The organism is Bradyrhizobium sp. SZCCHNR2028 (assembly GCF_032380995.1).
GTDB lineage: Bacteria > Pseudomonadota > Alphaproteobacteria > Rhizobiales > Xanthobacteraceae > Bradyrhizobium.
On the sequence record NZ_JAUHJF010000009.1, the window covers coordinates 160,360 to 177,083 of the forward strand.

Below are 16,724 nucleotides of genomic sequence, written 5' to 3' on the forward strand. Positions count from 1 at the left end.
TGCCTTGGAACGATTTTCTCTATATGAGGGTTTTATAGCCTTCATATGGAACAAGTTTCTCCATGACCGATGTCGCCGCCCAAAGCTCCGAGGCCAATCGCCGGCTCGATGCCATCGACCGCAAGATTCTGATGGTCCTGCAGGAGGACGCTTCGCTGTCCGTCGCCGAGATCGGCGACCGGGTCGGACTGTCGTCGACACCGTGCTGGAAGCGCATCCAGCGGCTGGAGGCCGATGGCGTGATCCTGCGCCGGGTGGCCCTGGTCGATCAGAACAAGATCGGGCTCGGCATCTCCGTGTTCGTGTCGGTGGAGAGCGCCGACCATTCTGAGGCCTGGCTGCGCAAATTCGCCGAGGCGGTCAGCTCGATGCCGGAGGTGATGGAGTTCTACCGGATGGCCGGCGACGTCGACTACATGCTGCGCGTCGTCGTTGCGGACATGCAGAGCTACGATGTCTTCTACAAGAAGCTGATCAGCGCGGTGCCCCTCAAGAACGTCACCTCGCGCTTCGCCATGGAGAAGATCAAGTCGGTGACGGCGCTGCCGGTGCCGCCGGTCTGAGCCGAGCATTCCGGGCAGCTTCGACGTTGCAGCGCTAGCGTCCCGAACCTCGGTCGTCATCCCTAACGAACGTTTACCTGAAGTTATTCCCATCCCTCTATTCTTGGATGCGATGACGTCCGGTGCAACCATACCTCAGCCTTCGCGCGCCTGGCTCAATGCCACGGCGCTCCTGATCGCGAGCTTTGTCGCGGTTGCTGCGCTGTCACTCCAGGTGCGCATGGGGAGCGAAATCGTGGCCGTCGCTTTCCCACCTTGGTGGAGCGCGCAACAGGCGATGCTCGCTGCGGCCTCGGCTGACGCCGCTCTCGTGCGCACGACGACCGTTTCATCGCTGCTGGTCGTCCGTCCCGGCGAACACGACGGCTTGGCGCGGCTGCGCGAGGCCGGAGCCTGGCTCGTCATCGATCCGCAGGCGGTGTCCGCCTGCTTTGCAAAATGATCTCTTTGGGGGAATAGGAAATGACCGTCGAGACCAGCGATCTGGCAACCCTCCGGCACACGACCAGCAAGCTTCTGCTGGCGGTGCTCTGGGTTCACGTTCCGCTCTCCCTCATCATCGGGCTGTCGCGCGGCGACTGGTTGATGCCGACCATGCTCATGGTCGTCATGGCAGTGGTGGCAACCCTTTCCTGGCGCAGCGCTGGCGACACTTTGTCGACCCAGCTCACCGTCGCAGTCGCCGTCATGGGCGGCGTATCCGTGCTCGTCTACCAGATGTCCGGACATGCCTGGCAGATCGACATGCACATGTATTTCTTCGCGGCGCTGGCCTGTCTGGTCGCATATTGCGACTACCGGCCGATCCTGGCCGGCACCGTCGCCGTCGCGCTTCACCATCTGGTCCTGAACTTCGTCTTTCCTGCAGCGATCTACCCGGGCGGCGCTGATTTCGGCCGCGTTGTGCTGCATGCGGTCATCCTGCTGATCGAGGCCGGCGTTCTCATCGCCCTCGCGCTCAAGCTGACGCAGTTGTTCGAAACCAGCGCGCGCAAGACCGCGGAAGCCGAATCGGCGATCGCTGCCGAGGCGCGCGCCAACGCCGAGCGGTTCGAGGCCGAGCAACGCGTCAAGCAGCAGACCGATCTTGCCCGGCGCGAGCTGGCAGAGGGCTTCGAGCGCAAGATCGGCGGCATCGTCGAGGCGGTGGCCGTCGCCGCAAACGAGATGCAGAGCCTGTCCTCGTCGATGAGCCGGAGCAGCGCCGAGTCCTCGCGCCAGACGTCGGCCGCGGCCGGCGCCTCGCAGCAGGCGTCGACCAATGTCGAGACGGTCGCTGCAGCAACGGAAGAGCTGACTGCGTCGATCAACAACATCTCGCAGCAGGTGACGCGCTCGGCGGAGATCGCCGCGAAAGCGGCGGACGAAGCTCGCCGCACCAACACGGTGGTCGAGAGCCTGGCTGCCGGCACCCAGAAGATCGGCGAGGTGGTGACGCTGATCCAGACGATCGCCAGCCAGACCAACCTGCTGGCGCTGAATGCCACCATCGAGGCGGCGCGCGCTGGCGAGCACGGCAAGGGCTTCGCCGTCGTGGCAAGCGAGGTCAAGGCGCTCGCCAACCAGACCGCGAAGGCCACCGAGGAAATTTCCAGCCAGGTGCAGAGCATCCAGAGCGCCACGGGGGACGCCGTCAGCGCCATCCAGGCGATCGGGGGAACGATTGCCGAGATCGACGAAATCTCCAAGGAGATCGCCACCGCGGTCGAGCAGCAGGGCCTCGCCACCGGAGAAATTTCCGGCAACGTGCAGCAGGCGGCCGAAGGCACGCGGCTTGTCAGCCAAAGCATGGGCAGCGTGACCCGTGCCTCCGACGAGACCGGCAGCGCCGCCTCGCGCCTGCTGGAGTCCGCGAACGGACTCACCTCGCAATCGACCCGGCTCAAATCCGAGGTCGATCAGTTCCTGAGCTCCCTGAGGGCCGCTTGATCCCATCGAATAGGATGGGATCAGCGCGAGCATCGGCCCTAGCGCGACATCATCAACGCGGCCTCAGATCGTCTGGTTGTAGGCGCCGACTTCGGGATGCGTCCGCAGCACCTCGTTGACCGCCTCGAACATGTCGTGCATGCGCCGCTCGGACACCGGGCTTTCGACTACCACCACGAGCTCGGGCTTATTGGATGACGCTCGCACCAGACCCCAGCTGCCGTCCTCGACCGTGACGCGCACGCCATTGACGGTGACGAGATCGCGGATCGGCTGGCCCGCGACCTTGCCGCCCTGCTGCTGCAGCGCCTGGAAATGCTTCACGACGGCGTCGGCGACGCCGTATTTGACCTCGTCGCCACAATGCGGCGACATCGTCGGCGACGACCAGGTCTTCGGCAGCGCGTCCTTCAGGTCGGCCATCGATTTTCCGGGCGCGCGATCGAGCATCTCGCAGATCGCGATCGCCGAGACCAGACCATCGTCATAGCCGCGACCGAATGGCTTGTTGAAGAAGAAGTGGCCGGATTTCTCGAAACCGGCGAGCGCGCCGAGCTCGTTGGTGCGGCGCTTCATGTAGGAATGGCCGGTCTTCCAATAGACGGTCTTCGCGCCCTGGGCCTGCAGCACCGGATCGGTCATGAACAGCCCGGTTGATTTCACGTCGACGACGAACTGCGCATTCTTGTGGATCGCCGACATGTCGCGCGCCAGCATCACGCCGACCTTGTCGGCAAAAATCTCCTCGCCGGTGTTGTCGACCACGCCGCAGCGGTCGCCGTCGCCATCAAATCCGAGACCGACATCGGCCTCGTGCGCGAGCACGGCATCGCGGATGGCGTGCAGCATCTCCATGTCTTCGGGATTGGGATTGTATTTCGGGAAGGTGTGATCGAGCTCGGTGTCGAGCGGGATCACCTCGCAGCCGATCGCCTCCAGCACCTGCGGCGCGAACGCGCCCGCGGTGCCGTTGCCGCAGGCCGCGACCACCTTGAGCCTGCGCTTGAGCTTGGGACGGCTGGTGAGGTCGGCGATGTAGCGCGCCGGATAATTCTCGTGAAATTGGTAGGAGCCGCCACCGCCGTTCTTGAACTCGGCGTTGAGCACGATCTCCTTCAGCCGGGTCATCTCCTCGGGCCCGAAGGTGAGCGGACGGTTGGCGCCCATCTTCACGCCGGTCCAGCCGTTGTCATTGTGCGAGGCGGTCACCATGGCGACGCAGGGCACGTCGAGATCGAACTGCGCGAAATAGGCCATCGGCGTCACCGCGAGGCCGACGTCATGCACCTTGCAGCCGGCGGCCATCAGGCCCGAAATCAGGGCGTATTTGATCGAGGCGGAGTAGCCGCGGAAATCGTGCCCGGTCACGATCTCCTGCTTCACGCCGCGTTCGGCGATCAGCGCGCCCAGCCCCATGCCGAGCGCCTGCACCCCCATCAAATTGATCTCCTTATTGAACAGCCAGCGCGCGTCATATTCGCGGAAGCCCGTCGGCTTCACCATCGGCTCGGATTCGAAGGCGTAGGTATTGGGAACCAGGACGGGCTTGGGTTTCGGAAACATCAGGAGACGGCCTCGGCAATATCACATCAATGGAAGAAGGCGTTCATGCTTAGCACGACGTCAGACAACAGTGTCAGAAGGCAGAGGAATGCAGGCAACAATCGGGCAGGACCGCTCGCGCAGGCCACCCGACGAACTATTCAATGACTGCGACTCGGGATCGGCCTGCCTGCCGGTATATGGGGGCCGGTGACGCGCGAAACAACATTCCGCTTCGGTGCAGCCTACTGCTCCAGCACCATCTGGCCGTTGGCGTAAGCGAAACGCTTCAGCTTGGACAGGAAGGACAGGCCGAGCAGGTTCTCCGACAGCGCCGTATCGGGCAGCACCAGCGCGTCGACATCGCGCACGGTGAGCTCGCCGAGCTCGACCATCGCGAGCTTCGCCCGCGCCGCCTTCACGGTGCCGTTGGCCGTGGTCACGGTGGCGGTGTAGTCGCCGCGCGCAGGGCGCAGGCCGAAGCGGGCGGCCGAGCTTTCGTTCAGCGCGACCATCGAGGCGCCGGTATCGACCATGAAGCTGATGCGCTGGCCGTCGATGCGGCCGTCGGCGCGGAAGTGACCGCGGCGGTCGGTCGGAATGCTCAGGCTGCGCTGGCCCGCGGCAGACGGCTCCGCCGTGGCAACCCGCACGGACGGTGTCGCGGATGCCGACGCGGGGGTCAGGCGATCGGCCAGTTGCGCCATGAAGGTGCCGAGACCGACGAGAACGGCCGCAAAGATCATTATGTTACGCATGACGCAAACGCCCGACTTTACCCCGCAACCGATTTGACCATCAAAGCCGCTGACGGGCGACTGCGAGCGACCGGCTGCCGCCGCCATTTTGGCGAAAACGATGAGTGAAGCGTTAACGACAACGATAGCGGCGGTACAATTTGCATGAGCTACGTTCCCCGCGGCTTGGCCCGCCGGGTCGGCTCGGCATGGGCCGGATCGTCGGGCCAGGGATGGCGCGGATAACGGCCGCGCAGGTCGGTGCGGACCGCGGCATAGGAGCCGCGCCAGAAGCCGGGCAGATCGCGCGTCACCTGTACCGGCCGCTGCGCCGGCGACAGCAGCTCCAGCACCAGGGGCACCGCGCCGCGCGCGATCGAGGGATGGACGTTCAGGCCGAACAGCTCCTGCAGCCGCACCGCGATGGTGGGCCCCTGCTCGGCCTCGTAGTCGATCGCCAGCATGGTGCCGGTCGGCGCCTCGAAATGCGTCGGCGCCTCCCGGTCGAGCCGGGCCCGCAGATCCCAGGGGAGCAGTGCCATGACGGCATCCGAGACGTCGCCGGGCGAGACCTCCTTGAGCGAGGTCTTGTCGGCCAGCAGCGGCACCAGCCAGTCCTCGCGCCGCTCGGCAAGCCCCGCATCCGACAGGTCCGGCCAACTGTCGCCTTCCGCCTTGCGCAGGAAGGTAACGCGATCGCGCCATTGCAGGGCGGCCTTCGACCACGGCAGCCTGTCAAGGCCCGCGGCGCAGATGCCGTCGGCGAAGATGCGCGCGGTCTCCTCCGACGGCGTCAGCGCGACCGGCGCATCGGCCATGGTGATCGCATGCAGCTTGCGCCGGCGCCGCGCCCGCAACGCCATCGCGTCTTGATCGAAGCTGACCTCGTCTCTCGCTTCGATATGCGCAGCAAAATGCCGCTCGATATCCTCGATCGCCAGCGGCGCCGCCAGCAGGATGCGGCCGCTGGCCGCCGTTCCCGTCAGCTCACCGACCGCGATATAGGGTACGCGCGCCAGCGACGAGGTCGGCTCGACGGCGGCGCCACGGCCATTGGCGAGCACGAAGCTGGCATTGCCGCGGTTGCGCGCGATCCGGTCGGGAAAGGCGAAGGCGAGCATCAAGCCGGTGCTGAGCTGCCCTTGCACTTGCGGGGAGGAAGCCGCCTCGACCTGCTGCGCCCAGCGCCGTGCCATGTCACGCGCACTCTGCGCCCGTTGCGAGCGGTCGCGACGGAACTGATCGAGCCTGACCTCGAGATCAACGCTGTCGCCGCCGAGCCCGCGCTCGGTCAGGATGGCGGCGATGTCGGCGGCCTGCGCGGCGGCGCCATAATCAGCGGCGTCGACGATCATGCGGGCGAGCCGCGGCGGCAGCGCCAGCGCCCGCAGGCGGCGGCCCTCGTCGGTGAGGCGGCCTTCTTCGTCGAGCGCGCCGAGCTCGCGCAGCAGATCACGCGCCTCCTTCCAGGCCGGTTGCGGCGGCGGATCGAGGAAGCTCAGCGCGGAGGGGTCATTGACACCCCATTGCGCCAGATCGAGCACCAGCGAGGACAGGTCGGCGCTGAGAATTTCCGGCTGCGTATAGGCCGCCAGCGAGGCCGTCTGCGGCTCGTCCCATAACCGGTAGCAGACGCCAGGCTCGGTGCGGCCGGCGCGGCCGCGGCGCTGATCGACAGCGGCGCGCGAAGCCCGCACCGTCTCTAGCCGGGTCAGGCCGATGTCCGGCTCGTAGCGCGGCACCCGGGCGAGCCCGGAATCGACCACGATGCGGACGCCCTCGATGGTCAACGAAGTCTCGGCAATCGAGGTCGCCAGCACCACCTTGCGGCTGCCCTTCGGCGCCGGCGAGATGGCGCGGTCCTGGACCGCGGCATCGAGCGCACCGAACAGCGGTACGATCTCGATCGCTGCGTCGTGAACGCGCTCGGCCAGCATGGTCTGGGTGCGGCGGATCTCGGCCGCGCCGGGCAGGAACGCCAGCACCGAGCCCGCATCGGCGCGCAAAGCGGTAGCGATGGTCTCGGCCATCTGGCGCTCGACGGGCGCATCCGGCTTGCGGCCGACATAGCGGGTCTCCACCGGATAGGCGCGGCCCTCGCTCTCGACCACCGGTGCATTGCCGAGCAGGGTAGCGACGCGGGCGCCGTCGAGCGTCGCCGACATCACGAGGATGCGGAGATCCTCGCGCAGCCCCTGCTGCGCATCACGCGCCAACGCCAGGCCGAGATCGGCATCGAGCGAGCGCTCGTGGAATTCGTCGAACAGCACGGCGGCGACGCCGGTCAGCTCGGGATCATCCAGGATCTGCCGCGTGAAGATGCCCTCGGTGACGACCTCGATGCGGGTCGCGCGCGAGATCTTCGAGCCGAAGCGCACGCGGTAGCCGACGGTGTCGCCTACGCGCTCGCCGAGCGACTTCGCCATCCGCTCGGCGCTGGCGCGGGCCGCGATCCGGCGGGGCTCCAGCACGATGATCTTCTTAGTTCCGACCCACGGCGCATCACGCAAGGCCAGCGGCACCCGCGTGGTCTTGCCGGCGCCGGGCGGCGCCACCAGAACGGCGGTGTTGCTGCGTTCGAGCGTGCCGGACAGGTCGTCCAGCACGGCGTCGATGGGCAGCGGTGTGTCGAAGCGAAGGGGCAATCGTTGAACCCGTCATTGCCCGCGAAGGCGGACAATCCAGTAGACGCAGATCTCGCGGATGACGAAGATCGAGGCTACTGGATACCCCGCCTACGCGGGGTATGACAACGTCATGTCACGCTCCTCACATCACGCGCCCTTCACCGACGGCCTGCCCACGCTCTCGTAGACGAAGCCGTGAGCGGCCATCTCGTCGGGGCGGTAGACGTTGCGCAGGTCGACGACGACCGGATGGGCCATCACCTCCTTGAGGCGATCGAGATCCATGGCGCGGTACTGCACCCATTCGGTCACCAGCACGATCGCATCGGCGCCCGTCGCGCACTCATAGGGATCGTCGAAATAGGCGATCTCCGGCAGCTCCTTCTTGGCCTGCTCGATGCCGACCGGATCATGCGCGCGCACCTTGGCGCCCATGTCGAGCAGCCCGGTCACCAGCGGGATCGACGGCGCCTCGCGCATGTCGTCGGTCTCCGGCTTGAAGGTGAGGCCGAGCACCGCCACCGTCTTGCCGCGCAGATTGCCGCCGACCGCATGCGCGACCTTGCGCGCCATCGCTCGCTTGCGGTTGTCGTTGACGGCCAGCACCGATTCGACGATGCGCAGCTGCGTGTCGTAGTCCTGCGCGATCTTGATCAGCGCGCGCGTATCCTTCGGAAAGCACGAGCCGCCGAAGCCCGGACCGGCATGCAGGAACTTGGAGCCGATGCGGTTGTCGAGACCGATGCCGCGCGCCACCTCCTGCACGTCGGCACCGACCTTCTCGGCGAGATCGGCGACCTCGTTGATGAAGGTGATCTTGGTGGCGAGGAACGCGTTGGCGGCGTACTTGATCAGCTCGGCGGTGCGGCGCTCGGTGTACATCATCGGCGCCTGGTTCAACGACAGCGGGCGATAGATGTCGCCGAGCACCTTGCGGCCGCGCTCGTCCGCGGTGCCGACGACGATGCGATCCGGCCATTTGAAATCGCGGATCGCGGCACCTTCGCGCAGGAATTCCGGATTGGAGGCAACGACGACATCGGCCGTCGGATTGGTCTCGCGGATGATGCGCTCGACCTCGTCGCCGGTGCCGACCGGCACCGTCGACTTCGTCACGACCACGGTGAAGCCGGTGAGGGAGGCTGCGATCTCGCGCGCTGCGGCATAGACGTAGGTGAGGTCGGCGTGACCGTCGCCGCGCCGCGACGGCGTACCAACCGCGATGAACACGGCATCGGCCTCCGCGACCGGCTGCTTGAGGTCCGTGGTGAAATCGAGCCGCTTGGCCTTGACGTTGGCCGCGACCAGCGCATCCAGGCCGGGCTCGAAGATCGGGATTTCTCCGCGATGCAGCGCGGCGATCTTGCTCTCGTCCTTGTCCACGCAGGTCACCTGGTGGCCGAAATCGGCGAAGCAGGCACCGGACACCAGCCCCACATAGCCCGTGCCGATCATCGCAATTCGCATCGAAACCCATCCTTCAAGGTTAATACTTTCGCGTCTTAAACCATTTGCGGTTCAAGGGGAATTTAGAAAACGGCATGACGTTTGGATGACAAGGAGGAGTATTAACGGCTCTGCCCGACAATGCGGCAGCTCCGCGCCAAAGAGGGACAGCATGACCGCAAATGGTACGCCGAAATCGGCCGGAACCGAGGCGCGCATCGACTGGGTCGACTACGCCAAGGGTATCTGCATCATCATGGTCGTGATGATGCACTCGGTGCTCGGCGTCGAGCTGGCCGCCGGCGAGACCGGCTTCATGCACGCCGTCGTCGCATTCGCCAAGCCGTTCCGGATGCCCGACTTCTTCCTGATTTCCGGCCTGTTCCTGCCGCTGGTGATCGACCGGGATTGGCGCACCTATATCGACCGCAAGGTCGTGCATTTCGCCTATTTCTACGTGCTGTGGGTGACCATCCAGTTCGGCTTCAAGGCGCCCGGCTTCGCCGCGGCCTCCGGCTGGCAACATGCCGGCTATCTGTATCTCGAATCCTTCGTCGAGCCGTTCGGCACGCTGTGGTTCATCTATCTGCTGCCGATCTTCTTCGTCGTCATCAAACTGACACGAAAGCTGCCGGCGCCGGTGATCTGGGGCATCGCGGCCGGCCTGGAAATGTCGCATATCGTCACTGGCTGGACCGTGATCGACGAATTCTGCGCCCGCTTCGTCTACATCTATTCCGGCTATCTGTTCGCGACCACCATCTTCGCGCTGTCGGACCGCGCGCGGGCGCAGCCGATGCTCGCCATCGTCGGCCTGCTCGCCTGGGCGGTGATCAACCAGTCGCTGGTGAACCTCGGTGTCAGCGAATGGCCGGCTGTCTCCCTCATGCTTGGCTATGCCGGCGCGGTCGCCATCATCATCGCCGGCACGCTGCTGGCGCGCGCGCAACTCCTCAATGCGCTGCGCTTCTGTGGCGAGCATTCGATCGTGATCTACCTCGCCTTCTTCCTGCCCATGGCAGCCACACGCACAGTCCTGCTGAAGACCGGGGTGATCGGGGACATCGGAACGATCTCGCTGCTGGTCACGATCGCCGGCGTGCTCGGCGCGCTCCTGATCTGGCGCCTCGCGCTCCGCGTCGGCGCCCGCTTCCTGTTCGAACGCCCCATCGCGTTCTGGATCGCTCCGCTGAAGCCGAAAGCCGTGTTGCAGCCGGCGGAGTAGCCTCACCGTCAGGGCACCAGAAGCAGCGCGCCACGGCTGCGGCCGCTCTCCAGATCGATATGGGCCTCGACGACCCGCGCCAGCGGATACGCGGTGCCGTGGCCGACGAGATCGCCATCGGCGAGCGCGGCGAGAACCGTCGCTGCATCCCTGCGATAGTCGGCGACATCGTTGACATGGGCCATCACGCTCGGCCGTGCCAGCGACAGGCTGCGGCGCGGCCCCAGCTCCTCGACGGCAAGGCTTGGAATTGGACCGCCGGACTGACCGATGCTGGCGACCGTCCCGAACGGCCTGACGCAGGCGAGCGTCCGCGCAAGCGTCTTGCCGCCGACGCCATCATAGGCGACGTCGACGCCGCGCCCGTCGGTCAATCGCTTCACGGCATCGACAAAGTCAGCATCCCGGCCGACGATCAGATGGCGCGCGCCAGCGGCACGCGCGAGCTCCGCCTTGGCCTCCGAGCTCACCGTGCCGATGACGGTCGCGCCGCGCAGCCGAGCCAGTCGCGTCAGCACCTGGCCGAGCCCGCCGGCGGCACTGTGCACCAACAACGTCGTTCCGGCTCCGACGGCATAGGTACGATTGAGCAGCATCGCCGCGGTGATGCCTTTCAGCAGGGTCGACGCAGCGCTCGCTTCAGACACGGCGTCGGGCAGCGGCACCGCGCGCCAGGCGGGCAGATTTCGCTCCGAGGCATAGGCGCCGACCGGGGCGCCGGCATAGGCGACGCGGTCGCCGACGGACAACTCTGTCACGTCCGCGCCTTTCGCCGTCACGATCCCCGCCCCTTCGACGCCAGGAATTCCATCGGGCAGCGGATAGAGGCCGCTGCGCTGATAGATATCGATGAAGTTCACGCCGATCGCGGTGTGGCGCAGCCGGATCTCGTTGGCGCCCGGCGCCGGCAGCTCAACATTCTCCAGCACCAGATTCTCCGCGCCACCGGGTGACTTCAGTCGAACGATAGCAACCATGCCCGTCTCCACACATCTTGCCTTGATCCGGACAGTGTGGTCAGCGTTGGCATTCTGCGGAATTGCCCAATTTGGCTCCCCTATTGTGAATATTCGAACATGCGGATCGACTGGACCGACCTTCACCACTTCGTGACGCTGGCCCGCGAGGGCACGCTGTCGGCCGCCGCACGTGGTCTCGGCGTCGATCATGTCACGGTGGCCCGCCGGGTCGCGGCCCTGGAACGGGCCACCGGACTGAAGCTGGTCGACCGCCGAGCGCGGGCCTATGAGCTGACCGAGGACGGCCGCCGCCTCGCCGCGGCCGCCGGCCCGATGGAGCAGGCCGCGTTCGCGATCGAGCGCGCCGTGGTCGCATCGCGTCCCGGTCTGGCCGGTGAGGTCTCGGTCAGCGCGCCGCCGACGCTCGCCAACAGGCTGATCGCGCCACGGCTGGTCGAGCTGCACCGACGGCATCCCGCCATCATCATCAAGCTGATCGGCGAGAAGCGCAGCGCCTCGCTCAACCGACGGGAAGCCGACATCGCTCTGCGACTGTCGCGTCCCGACGAGCCCGGCCTGATCGCACGCAAGATCGGCCGCTTTGGCTTCAACCTCTACGGCGCGCCGCACTATCTCAAGGAGACGCCGCAGCATGCGCTCGGATTCATCGCCTATGATGCCAGCATGGACTCGGCACCCCAGCAGCAATGGCTGAAGGCGGTCGCCGGGCAGCGCACGATCGTGTTTCGGAGCAGCGATCTCGAGAGCCAGGCCGCAGCGGCGCGCGCAGGGCTGGGGCTCGCCGCCCTGCCGCATTTTCTCGGCGATCATGATCCCGACCTCACCCGCTTCGAAGCCGGCGCGGCCATCAGCAGGGACATCTGGCTCATCGTTCATCGCGACCTTAGGCGCACGCCCCTCATTCGCGCCGTCATGGAGTTCCTGACCCGCTGCGTCCGACCGGACTGAGGGGCGGAAAAATCCGGTGCGCATGGCGTCGTCACGGCTGTCAATGCGAGCGAAAATCCCTACATTGCGGCCATGCCCAAAGCTCCCCAGAAAGCCGCCGCCACGCCCGCCGCTCCCGCGCCTGCCGCCGCCAAGGGCGCGGCCAAGGGCGACCATGTGTTCCTGGTCGACGGCTCGTCCTACATCTTCCGCGCCTATCACGCGCTGCCGCCACTCAACCGCAAGTCCGACGGGCTGCAGGTCAATGCCGTGCTCGGCTTCTGCAACATGCTGTGGAAGCTGCTGCGCGACATGCCCGAGACCGACCGTCCCACGCATCTGGCCATCGTGTTCGACAAGTCCGAGGTCACGTTCCGCAACAAGATCTATGCCGACTACAAGGCGCACCGGCCGCCGGCGCCCGACGATCTGATCCCCCAATTCGCGCTGATCCGCGAGGCGGTCCGCGCCTTCGAGCTGCCCTGCCTGGAGCAGGCCGGCTACGAGGCCGACGATTTGATCGCGACCTATGCGCGGCTTGCCTGCGAGCGCGGCGCCACCACCACCATCGTGTCCTCCGACAAGGATTTGATGCAGCTCGTCAACGACTGCGTCACGATGTACGACACGATGAAGGACCGCCGCGTCGGCATCGCCGAAGTCATCGAGAAGTTCGGCGTGCCGCCGGAGAAGGTGGTCGAGGTGCAGGCGCTGGCCGGCGATTCCACCGACAACGTACCGGGCGTGCCCGGCATCGGCATCAAGACCGCCGCGCAGCTGATCACCGACTATGGCGATCTCGAAGGGCTGCTGACGCGCGCGGGCGAGATCAAGCAGCCGAAGCGGCGCGAGGCTCTGATCGAGAACGCCGAGAAGGCGCGGCTCTCGCGCCAACTGGTGCTGCTCGACGACAAGGTCGCGCTCGAGGTGCCGCTCGACGACCTCGCGGTGCACGAGCCGGATCCGCGCAAGCTGATCGCGTTCCTGAAGGCGATGGAGTTCACGACGCTGACGCGCCGCGTCGCAGAGTATTCGCACATCGATCCCGCCGACGTGTCGGCGGATGAGCAGTTGAAGAGTGGTGCGGGCACTGCTGCCTCCGTTCCCTCCCCCCTTGTGGGGGAGGGTCAGGGAGGGGGGCACCCCACCAACGGTGCCGCCGCAGCACCCCTCTCCCCAGCCCTCCCCCACAAGGGGGGAGGGAGCCCTCGCACCGGTGATCCGCGTACCGACAAGTCGGCGATGAGCAAGGGCACGCCGGCGAGCCTCGCGGAATCCAGGGCGGAGGCGGCGAAGAGCGGGCGGATCGATCGCGACAAGTACCAGACGCTGCGTAGCCTCCCAGAGTTGAACACCTGGCTCGCGCGCATCCATGACTTCGGCCGCGTCACTCTCGAGGTCAAGGCCAGCTCGATCGATCCGATGCAGGCTAGCTTGTGCGGCATCGCCCTGGCACTTGCGCCGAATGAGGCCTGCTACATCCCGCTGGCGCATCGCCAGGCCGGCGATGGCGGCGGCCTGTTCGATGCCGGGCTCGCGCCGGACCAAATCAAGGAGAGCGATGCGCTCGCCGCGCTGAAGCCGGTCCTCGAATCCACAGGGCTGCTCAAGATCGGCTACAACATCAAGTTCATCGCCGTGCTGCTGGCGCAGCACGGCATCACGCTGGCGAATGTCGACGACATCCAGCTGATGAGCTACGCGCTCGATGCCGGGCGCGGCTCGCACAAGCTCGAGTCTCTGGCCGAGCACGTGCTCGGCCACGCCGTGCTCGGCGAAAGCGAGCTGATCGGCAGCGGCAAGAACAAGCTGACGTTCGAGCAGGTCGCGATCGACCGGGCCGCGGCGCATTCGGCCGAAGCGGCCGATGTCATTCATCGCGTCTGGCGCGTGCTGAAGCCGCGCCTCACGGCCGAGCGCATGACCGCCGTCTACGAGACCTTGGAGCGGCCGCTGGTGCCGGTGCTCGCGCGCATGGAGCGGCGCGGCATCTCGATCGACCGCCAGGTGCTGTCGCGTCTGTCCGGCGATTTCGCCCAGACTGCCGCTAGGGTCGAGGCCGAGCTGCAGGAGCTGGCCGGCGAGCCGATCAATGTCGGCAGCCCCAAGCAGATCGGCGACATCCTGTTCGGCAAGATGGGCCTTTCGGGTGGCACCAAGACCAAGACCGGCGCCTGGTCGACGTCCGCATCGATTCTCGACGACCTCGCCGAGCAAGGCAACGAGTTCGCGCGCAAGATCCTGGAATGGCGCCAGGTCTCGAAGCTGAAATCGACCTATACCGATGCGCTGCCGACCTATGTCAACCCGCAGACGCATCGCGTGCACACCACCTACGCGCTGGCGGCGACCACCACCGGCCGGCTGTCGTCGAACGAGCCGAACCTGCAGAACATCCCAGTCCGGACCGAAGATGGCCGCAAGATCCGCCGCGCCTTCATCGCGACTCCCGGCCACAAGCTGGTGTCGGCCGACTACTCGCAGATCGAGTTGCGGCTGTTGGCGGAGATCGCGGACATCCCGGTGCTGAAGCAGGCGTTCAAGGACGGGCTCGACATTCACGCGATGACGGCGTCCGAAATGTTCGGCGTGCCGATCAAGGACATGCCGAGCGAAGTCCGCCGCCGCGCCAAGGCGATCAATTTCGGCATCATCTATGGCATCTCCGCCTTCGGCCTTGCCAACCAGCTCGGCATCGCCCGCGAGGAGGCCTCGGCCTACATCAAGCGCTATTTCGAGCGCTTCCCGGGCATTCGCGACTACATGGATGCGACCAAGGAGTTCTGCCGCAAGCACGGCTATGTCGTCACGCTGTTCGGCCGCAAGTGCCATTACCCGGAGATCAAGGCATCGAACGCCTCGGTCCGCGCCTTCAACGAGCGCGCCGCGATCAACGCGCGGCTGCAGGGCACCGCAGCCGACATCATCCGGCGCGCCATGACCCGCGTCGAGGAGGCCCTGGCGCAAAAGAAGCTGTCGGCTCAGATGCTGCTGCAGGTGCATGACGAACTGATCTTCGAGGTGCCGGACGACGAGGTCGCCGCGACCTTGCCGGTGGTGCAGCACGTCATGCAGGACGCCCCCTTCCCGGCGGTGCTGCTGTCGGTGCCGCTACATGTCGACGCCCGCGCGGCTGATAACTGGGATGAGGCGCATTGAGGATACGATGATGGATGATCAATTGGAGCTGCTTGACGGCATCGAGCTAAATACAATCGCCGAGGCTAAAGACCTCGAGAACGTGCTCGACGAAGCGGAAAGCGAAGCGCACCTAAGCGATTCGTTTACGATATCGAGCTACGGCGCCGACTACACTGTAGATTCTCTCGTGAAGAGAATGAGAACAGAATCTTTCTTCGTGCCCCCATTTCAGAGATCGCTCGTGTGGAACGCGCGACAGGCATCAAGATTTGTAGAGTCGTTGCTGATGGGTCTACCTGTACCTGGCATCTTTGTGTTTCGAGAGGCGAAAACAAACCGCCATCTCATCATCGACGGCCAGCAGCGGCTGAAGACATTACAAGGCTTCTACGATGGACTTTTCCGTGGTCAAGAATTTCGCCTGCAAGACGTTCGAAAGCCGTGGGCAGGCAAAACATACAAGGAACTTGATACACAAGACGTCTTGCGGCTGGACGATTCCATCGTCCACACTACCATCTTTCGTCAGGAAAAGCCTGACGACAACACCGACAGCATATACGAAGTATTTGAGCGCATAAATTCCGGCGGCATAAAGCTCTCCGATCAAGAGATTCGCGTCTGCGTCAATTTTGGTGGCTCTAGTGAGCTTCTGCGCCAATTGAATGAAATTACCTCTTGGAGGCAACTTTACGGCGCAAAAAGCGCACGACTGAAAGACCAAGAACTGATTTTGCGTTTCTTAGCCCTGACCCACAACTTGGACAACTACTCCAGGCCAATGCGCACTTTCCTCAATCGATTCATGGAGTCGAACAAGTCTCTGGAGAAAACGGCTGCCGAAAAATACTTTTCCGAATTCAAGACAGCCATCGATTTTATCCAAAGCGCCCTCGGACGTCGCGCGTTCCGTCCTGAGCGTTCTCTTAACACCGCCGTTTTTGACGCAGTTATGGTTGGCACCGCGAGCCGCTTAAACAAAGGCGAAATCACAGATCTCGGTGGCTATGCCAAGGCCTACGATGAGCTTCTGGCCGATAGCGGATTTCGGGAGGCTTACACTAGGTCTACCGCCGACGAGGAAAAGGTTAGAGCACGAATTGGCTTAGCCCGAGATGCGTTTGCGAAATTGTCATGACGCCGACATATTTCAGTTTGGAGAAAAAGATCGAGTACTTGCTTGGCAAGATCAAAGATATTGACGATGACTATTTGCGATCTCACATCGCAAACTACGTTTGCGTGCTTCTAAGCGGACTGCTAGAGGCAGCAATTCGAGAGATAATCTCGGCGTGCTCAGAGCGCACGTCGACGCCGCGAATGTCGAGTTTCGTTAAATCTAGGATGGATGGGTTTCGGAACCCAGACATTGAGAAGATAACAGCACTACTGTCCTCGTTCGACAGAGCGATTGCTGAACGGCTTGAGAGTTTTTGGGACGAGGAGATCAAAGACGCGATCGGGTCAATTGTAGGAAATCGACACCTCATTGCGCACGGTCGCGACACTACAGTAACGTACAGTCGAGTATCCGAGTGGCATGGATGCGCAAAGAAGTTCATCAGTTTCTTAGAAGCTGAGTTCAGTTGATAGGCAAGCCGGAAGAC

At 64.7% G+C, this 16,724-nt stretch carries 13 protein-coding genes; 8 read left to right on the forward strand and 5 right to left on the reverse strand.

Features of this window, described 5'->3' with window-relative positions:
* Positions 1 to 62: 62 nt before the first annotated feature.
* From QX121_RS16970 to QX121_RS16980, 3 genes are all read left to right on the forward strand, one after another.
* Complete coding sequence (locus tag QX121_RS16970; protein ID WP_315773624.1) at positions 63 to 563, forward strand: Lrp/AsnC family transcriptional regulator; 501 nt, start codon at positions 63 to 65, stop codon at positions 561 to 563.
* A gap of 112 nt (positions 564 to 675) precedes the next feature.
* Positions 676 to 1,005, forward strand: a complete 330-nt coding sequence (locus QX121_RS16975) for a hypothetical protein (RefSeq protein WP_315799186.1) — start codon at positions 676 to 678, stop codon at positions 1,003 to 1,005.
* Positions 1,006 to 1,025: 20 nt separating this feature from the next.
* Entirely contained in the window at positions 1,026 to 2,492 is a 1,467-nt protein-coding gene (locus QX121_RS16980; RefSeq protein WP_315812547.1) for a methyl-accepting chemotaxis protein, read from the forward strand.
* 63 nt (positions 2,493 to 2,555) lie between these two features.
* Here the strand turns inward: QX121_RS16980 and QX121_RS16985 are convergent, their stop codons facing one another.
* The 4 genes from QX121_RS16985 to QX121_RS17000 all read right to left on the reverse strand — a co-directional run bounded on the left by QX121_RS16985 (position 2,556) and on the right by QX121_RS17000 (position 8,865).
* Entirely contained in the window at positions 2,556 to 4,055 is a 1,500-nt protein-coding gene (locus QX121_RS16985) for a phosphomannomutase/phosphoglucomutase (RefSeq protein ID WP_315812548.1), read from the reverse strand.
* A gap of 224 nt (positions 4,056 to 4,279) precedes the next feature.
* Positions 4,280 to 4,780, reverse strand: a complete 501-nt coding sequence (locus QX121_RS16990; RefSeq protein WP_315773682.1) for a TIGR02281 family clan AA aspartic protease — start codon at positions 4,778 to 4,780, stop codon at positions 4,280 to 4,282.
* Positions 4,781 to 4,941: 161 nt separating this feature from the next.
* A complete protein-coding gene (hrpB, locus tag QX121_RS16995) occupies positions 4,942 to 7,416 on the reverse strand; it encodes an ATP-dependent helicase HrpB (protein WP_315812549.1) in 2,475 nt (824 codons plus the stop codon).
* A gap of 129 nt (positions 7,417 to 7,545) precedes the next feature.
* Positions 7,546 to 8,865 (reverse strand): UDP-glucose/GDP-mannose dehydrogenase family protein, encoded by a 1,320-nt coding sequence (locus QX121_RS17000; protein WP_315734961.1) that lies wholly within the window; start codon positions 8,863 to 8,865, stop codon positions 7,546 to 7,548.
* Between the two features lie 151 nt (positions 8,866 to 9,016).
* On the opposite strand from QX121_RS17000, the gene QX121_RS17005 reads away from it, so the two are divergent.
* Complete coding sequence (locus QX121_RS17005) at positions 9,017 to 10,069, forward strand: acyltransferase family protein (RefSeq protein WP_315812550.1); 1,053 nt, start codon at positions 9,017 to 9,019, stop codon at positions 10,067 to 10,069.
* Between the two features lie 8 nt (positions 10,070 to 10,077).
* On the opposite strand, the gene QX121_RS17010 is transcribed toward QX121_RS17005, so the two are convergent.
* Positions 10,078 to 11,046, reverse strand: a complete 969-nt coding sequence (locus QX121_RS17010; RefSeq protein WP_315812551.1) for a quinone oxidoreductase — start codon at positions 11,044 to 11,046, stop codon at positions 10,078 to 10,080.
* Between the two features lie 99 nt (positions 11,047 to 11,145).
* Between QX121_RS17010 and QX121_RS17015 the strand changes: the two genes are divergently transcribed.
* The 4 genes from QX121_RS17015 to QX121_RS31645 all read left to right on the forward strand — a co-directional run bounded on the left by QX121_RS17015 (position 11,146) and on the right by QX121_RS31645 (position 16,707).
* Positions 11,146 to 11,997, forward strand: a complete 852-nt coding sequence (locus tag QX121_RS17015) for a LysR family transcriptional regulator (RefSeq protein ID WP_315812552.1) — start codon at positions 11,146 to 11,148, stop codon at positions 11,995 to 11,997.
* Positions 11,998 to 12,069: 72 nt separating this feature from the next.
* Positions 12,070 to 15,135: a DNA polymerase I gene (gene polA / locus QX121_RS17020; RefSeq protein ID WP_315812553.1), complete on the forward strand. Its 3,066-nt coding sequence runs from the start codon at positions 12,070 to 12,072 to the stop codon at positions 15,133 to 15,135.
* A 10-nt stretch (positions 15,136 to 15,145) separates the two neighbouring features.
* A complete protein-coding gene (locus tag QX121_RS17025; protein ID WP_315812554.1) occupies positions 15,146 to 16,255 on the forward strand; it encodes a DUF262 domain-containing protein in 1,110 nt (369 codons plus the stop codon).
* Complete coding sequence (locus tag QX121_RS31645; RefSeq protein WP_409999344.1) at positions 16,252 to 16,707, forward strand: HEPN domain-containing protein; 456 nt, start codon at positions 16,252 to 16,254, stop codon at positions 16,705 to 16,707. Before QX121_RS17025 ends, QX121_RS31645 begins: the two co-directional genes overlap by 4 nt.
* Positions 16,708 to 16,724: the final 17 nt, after the last annotated feature.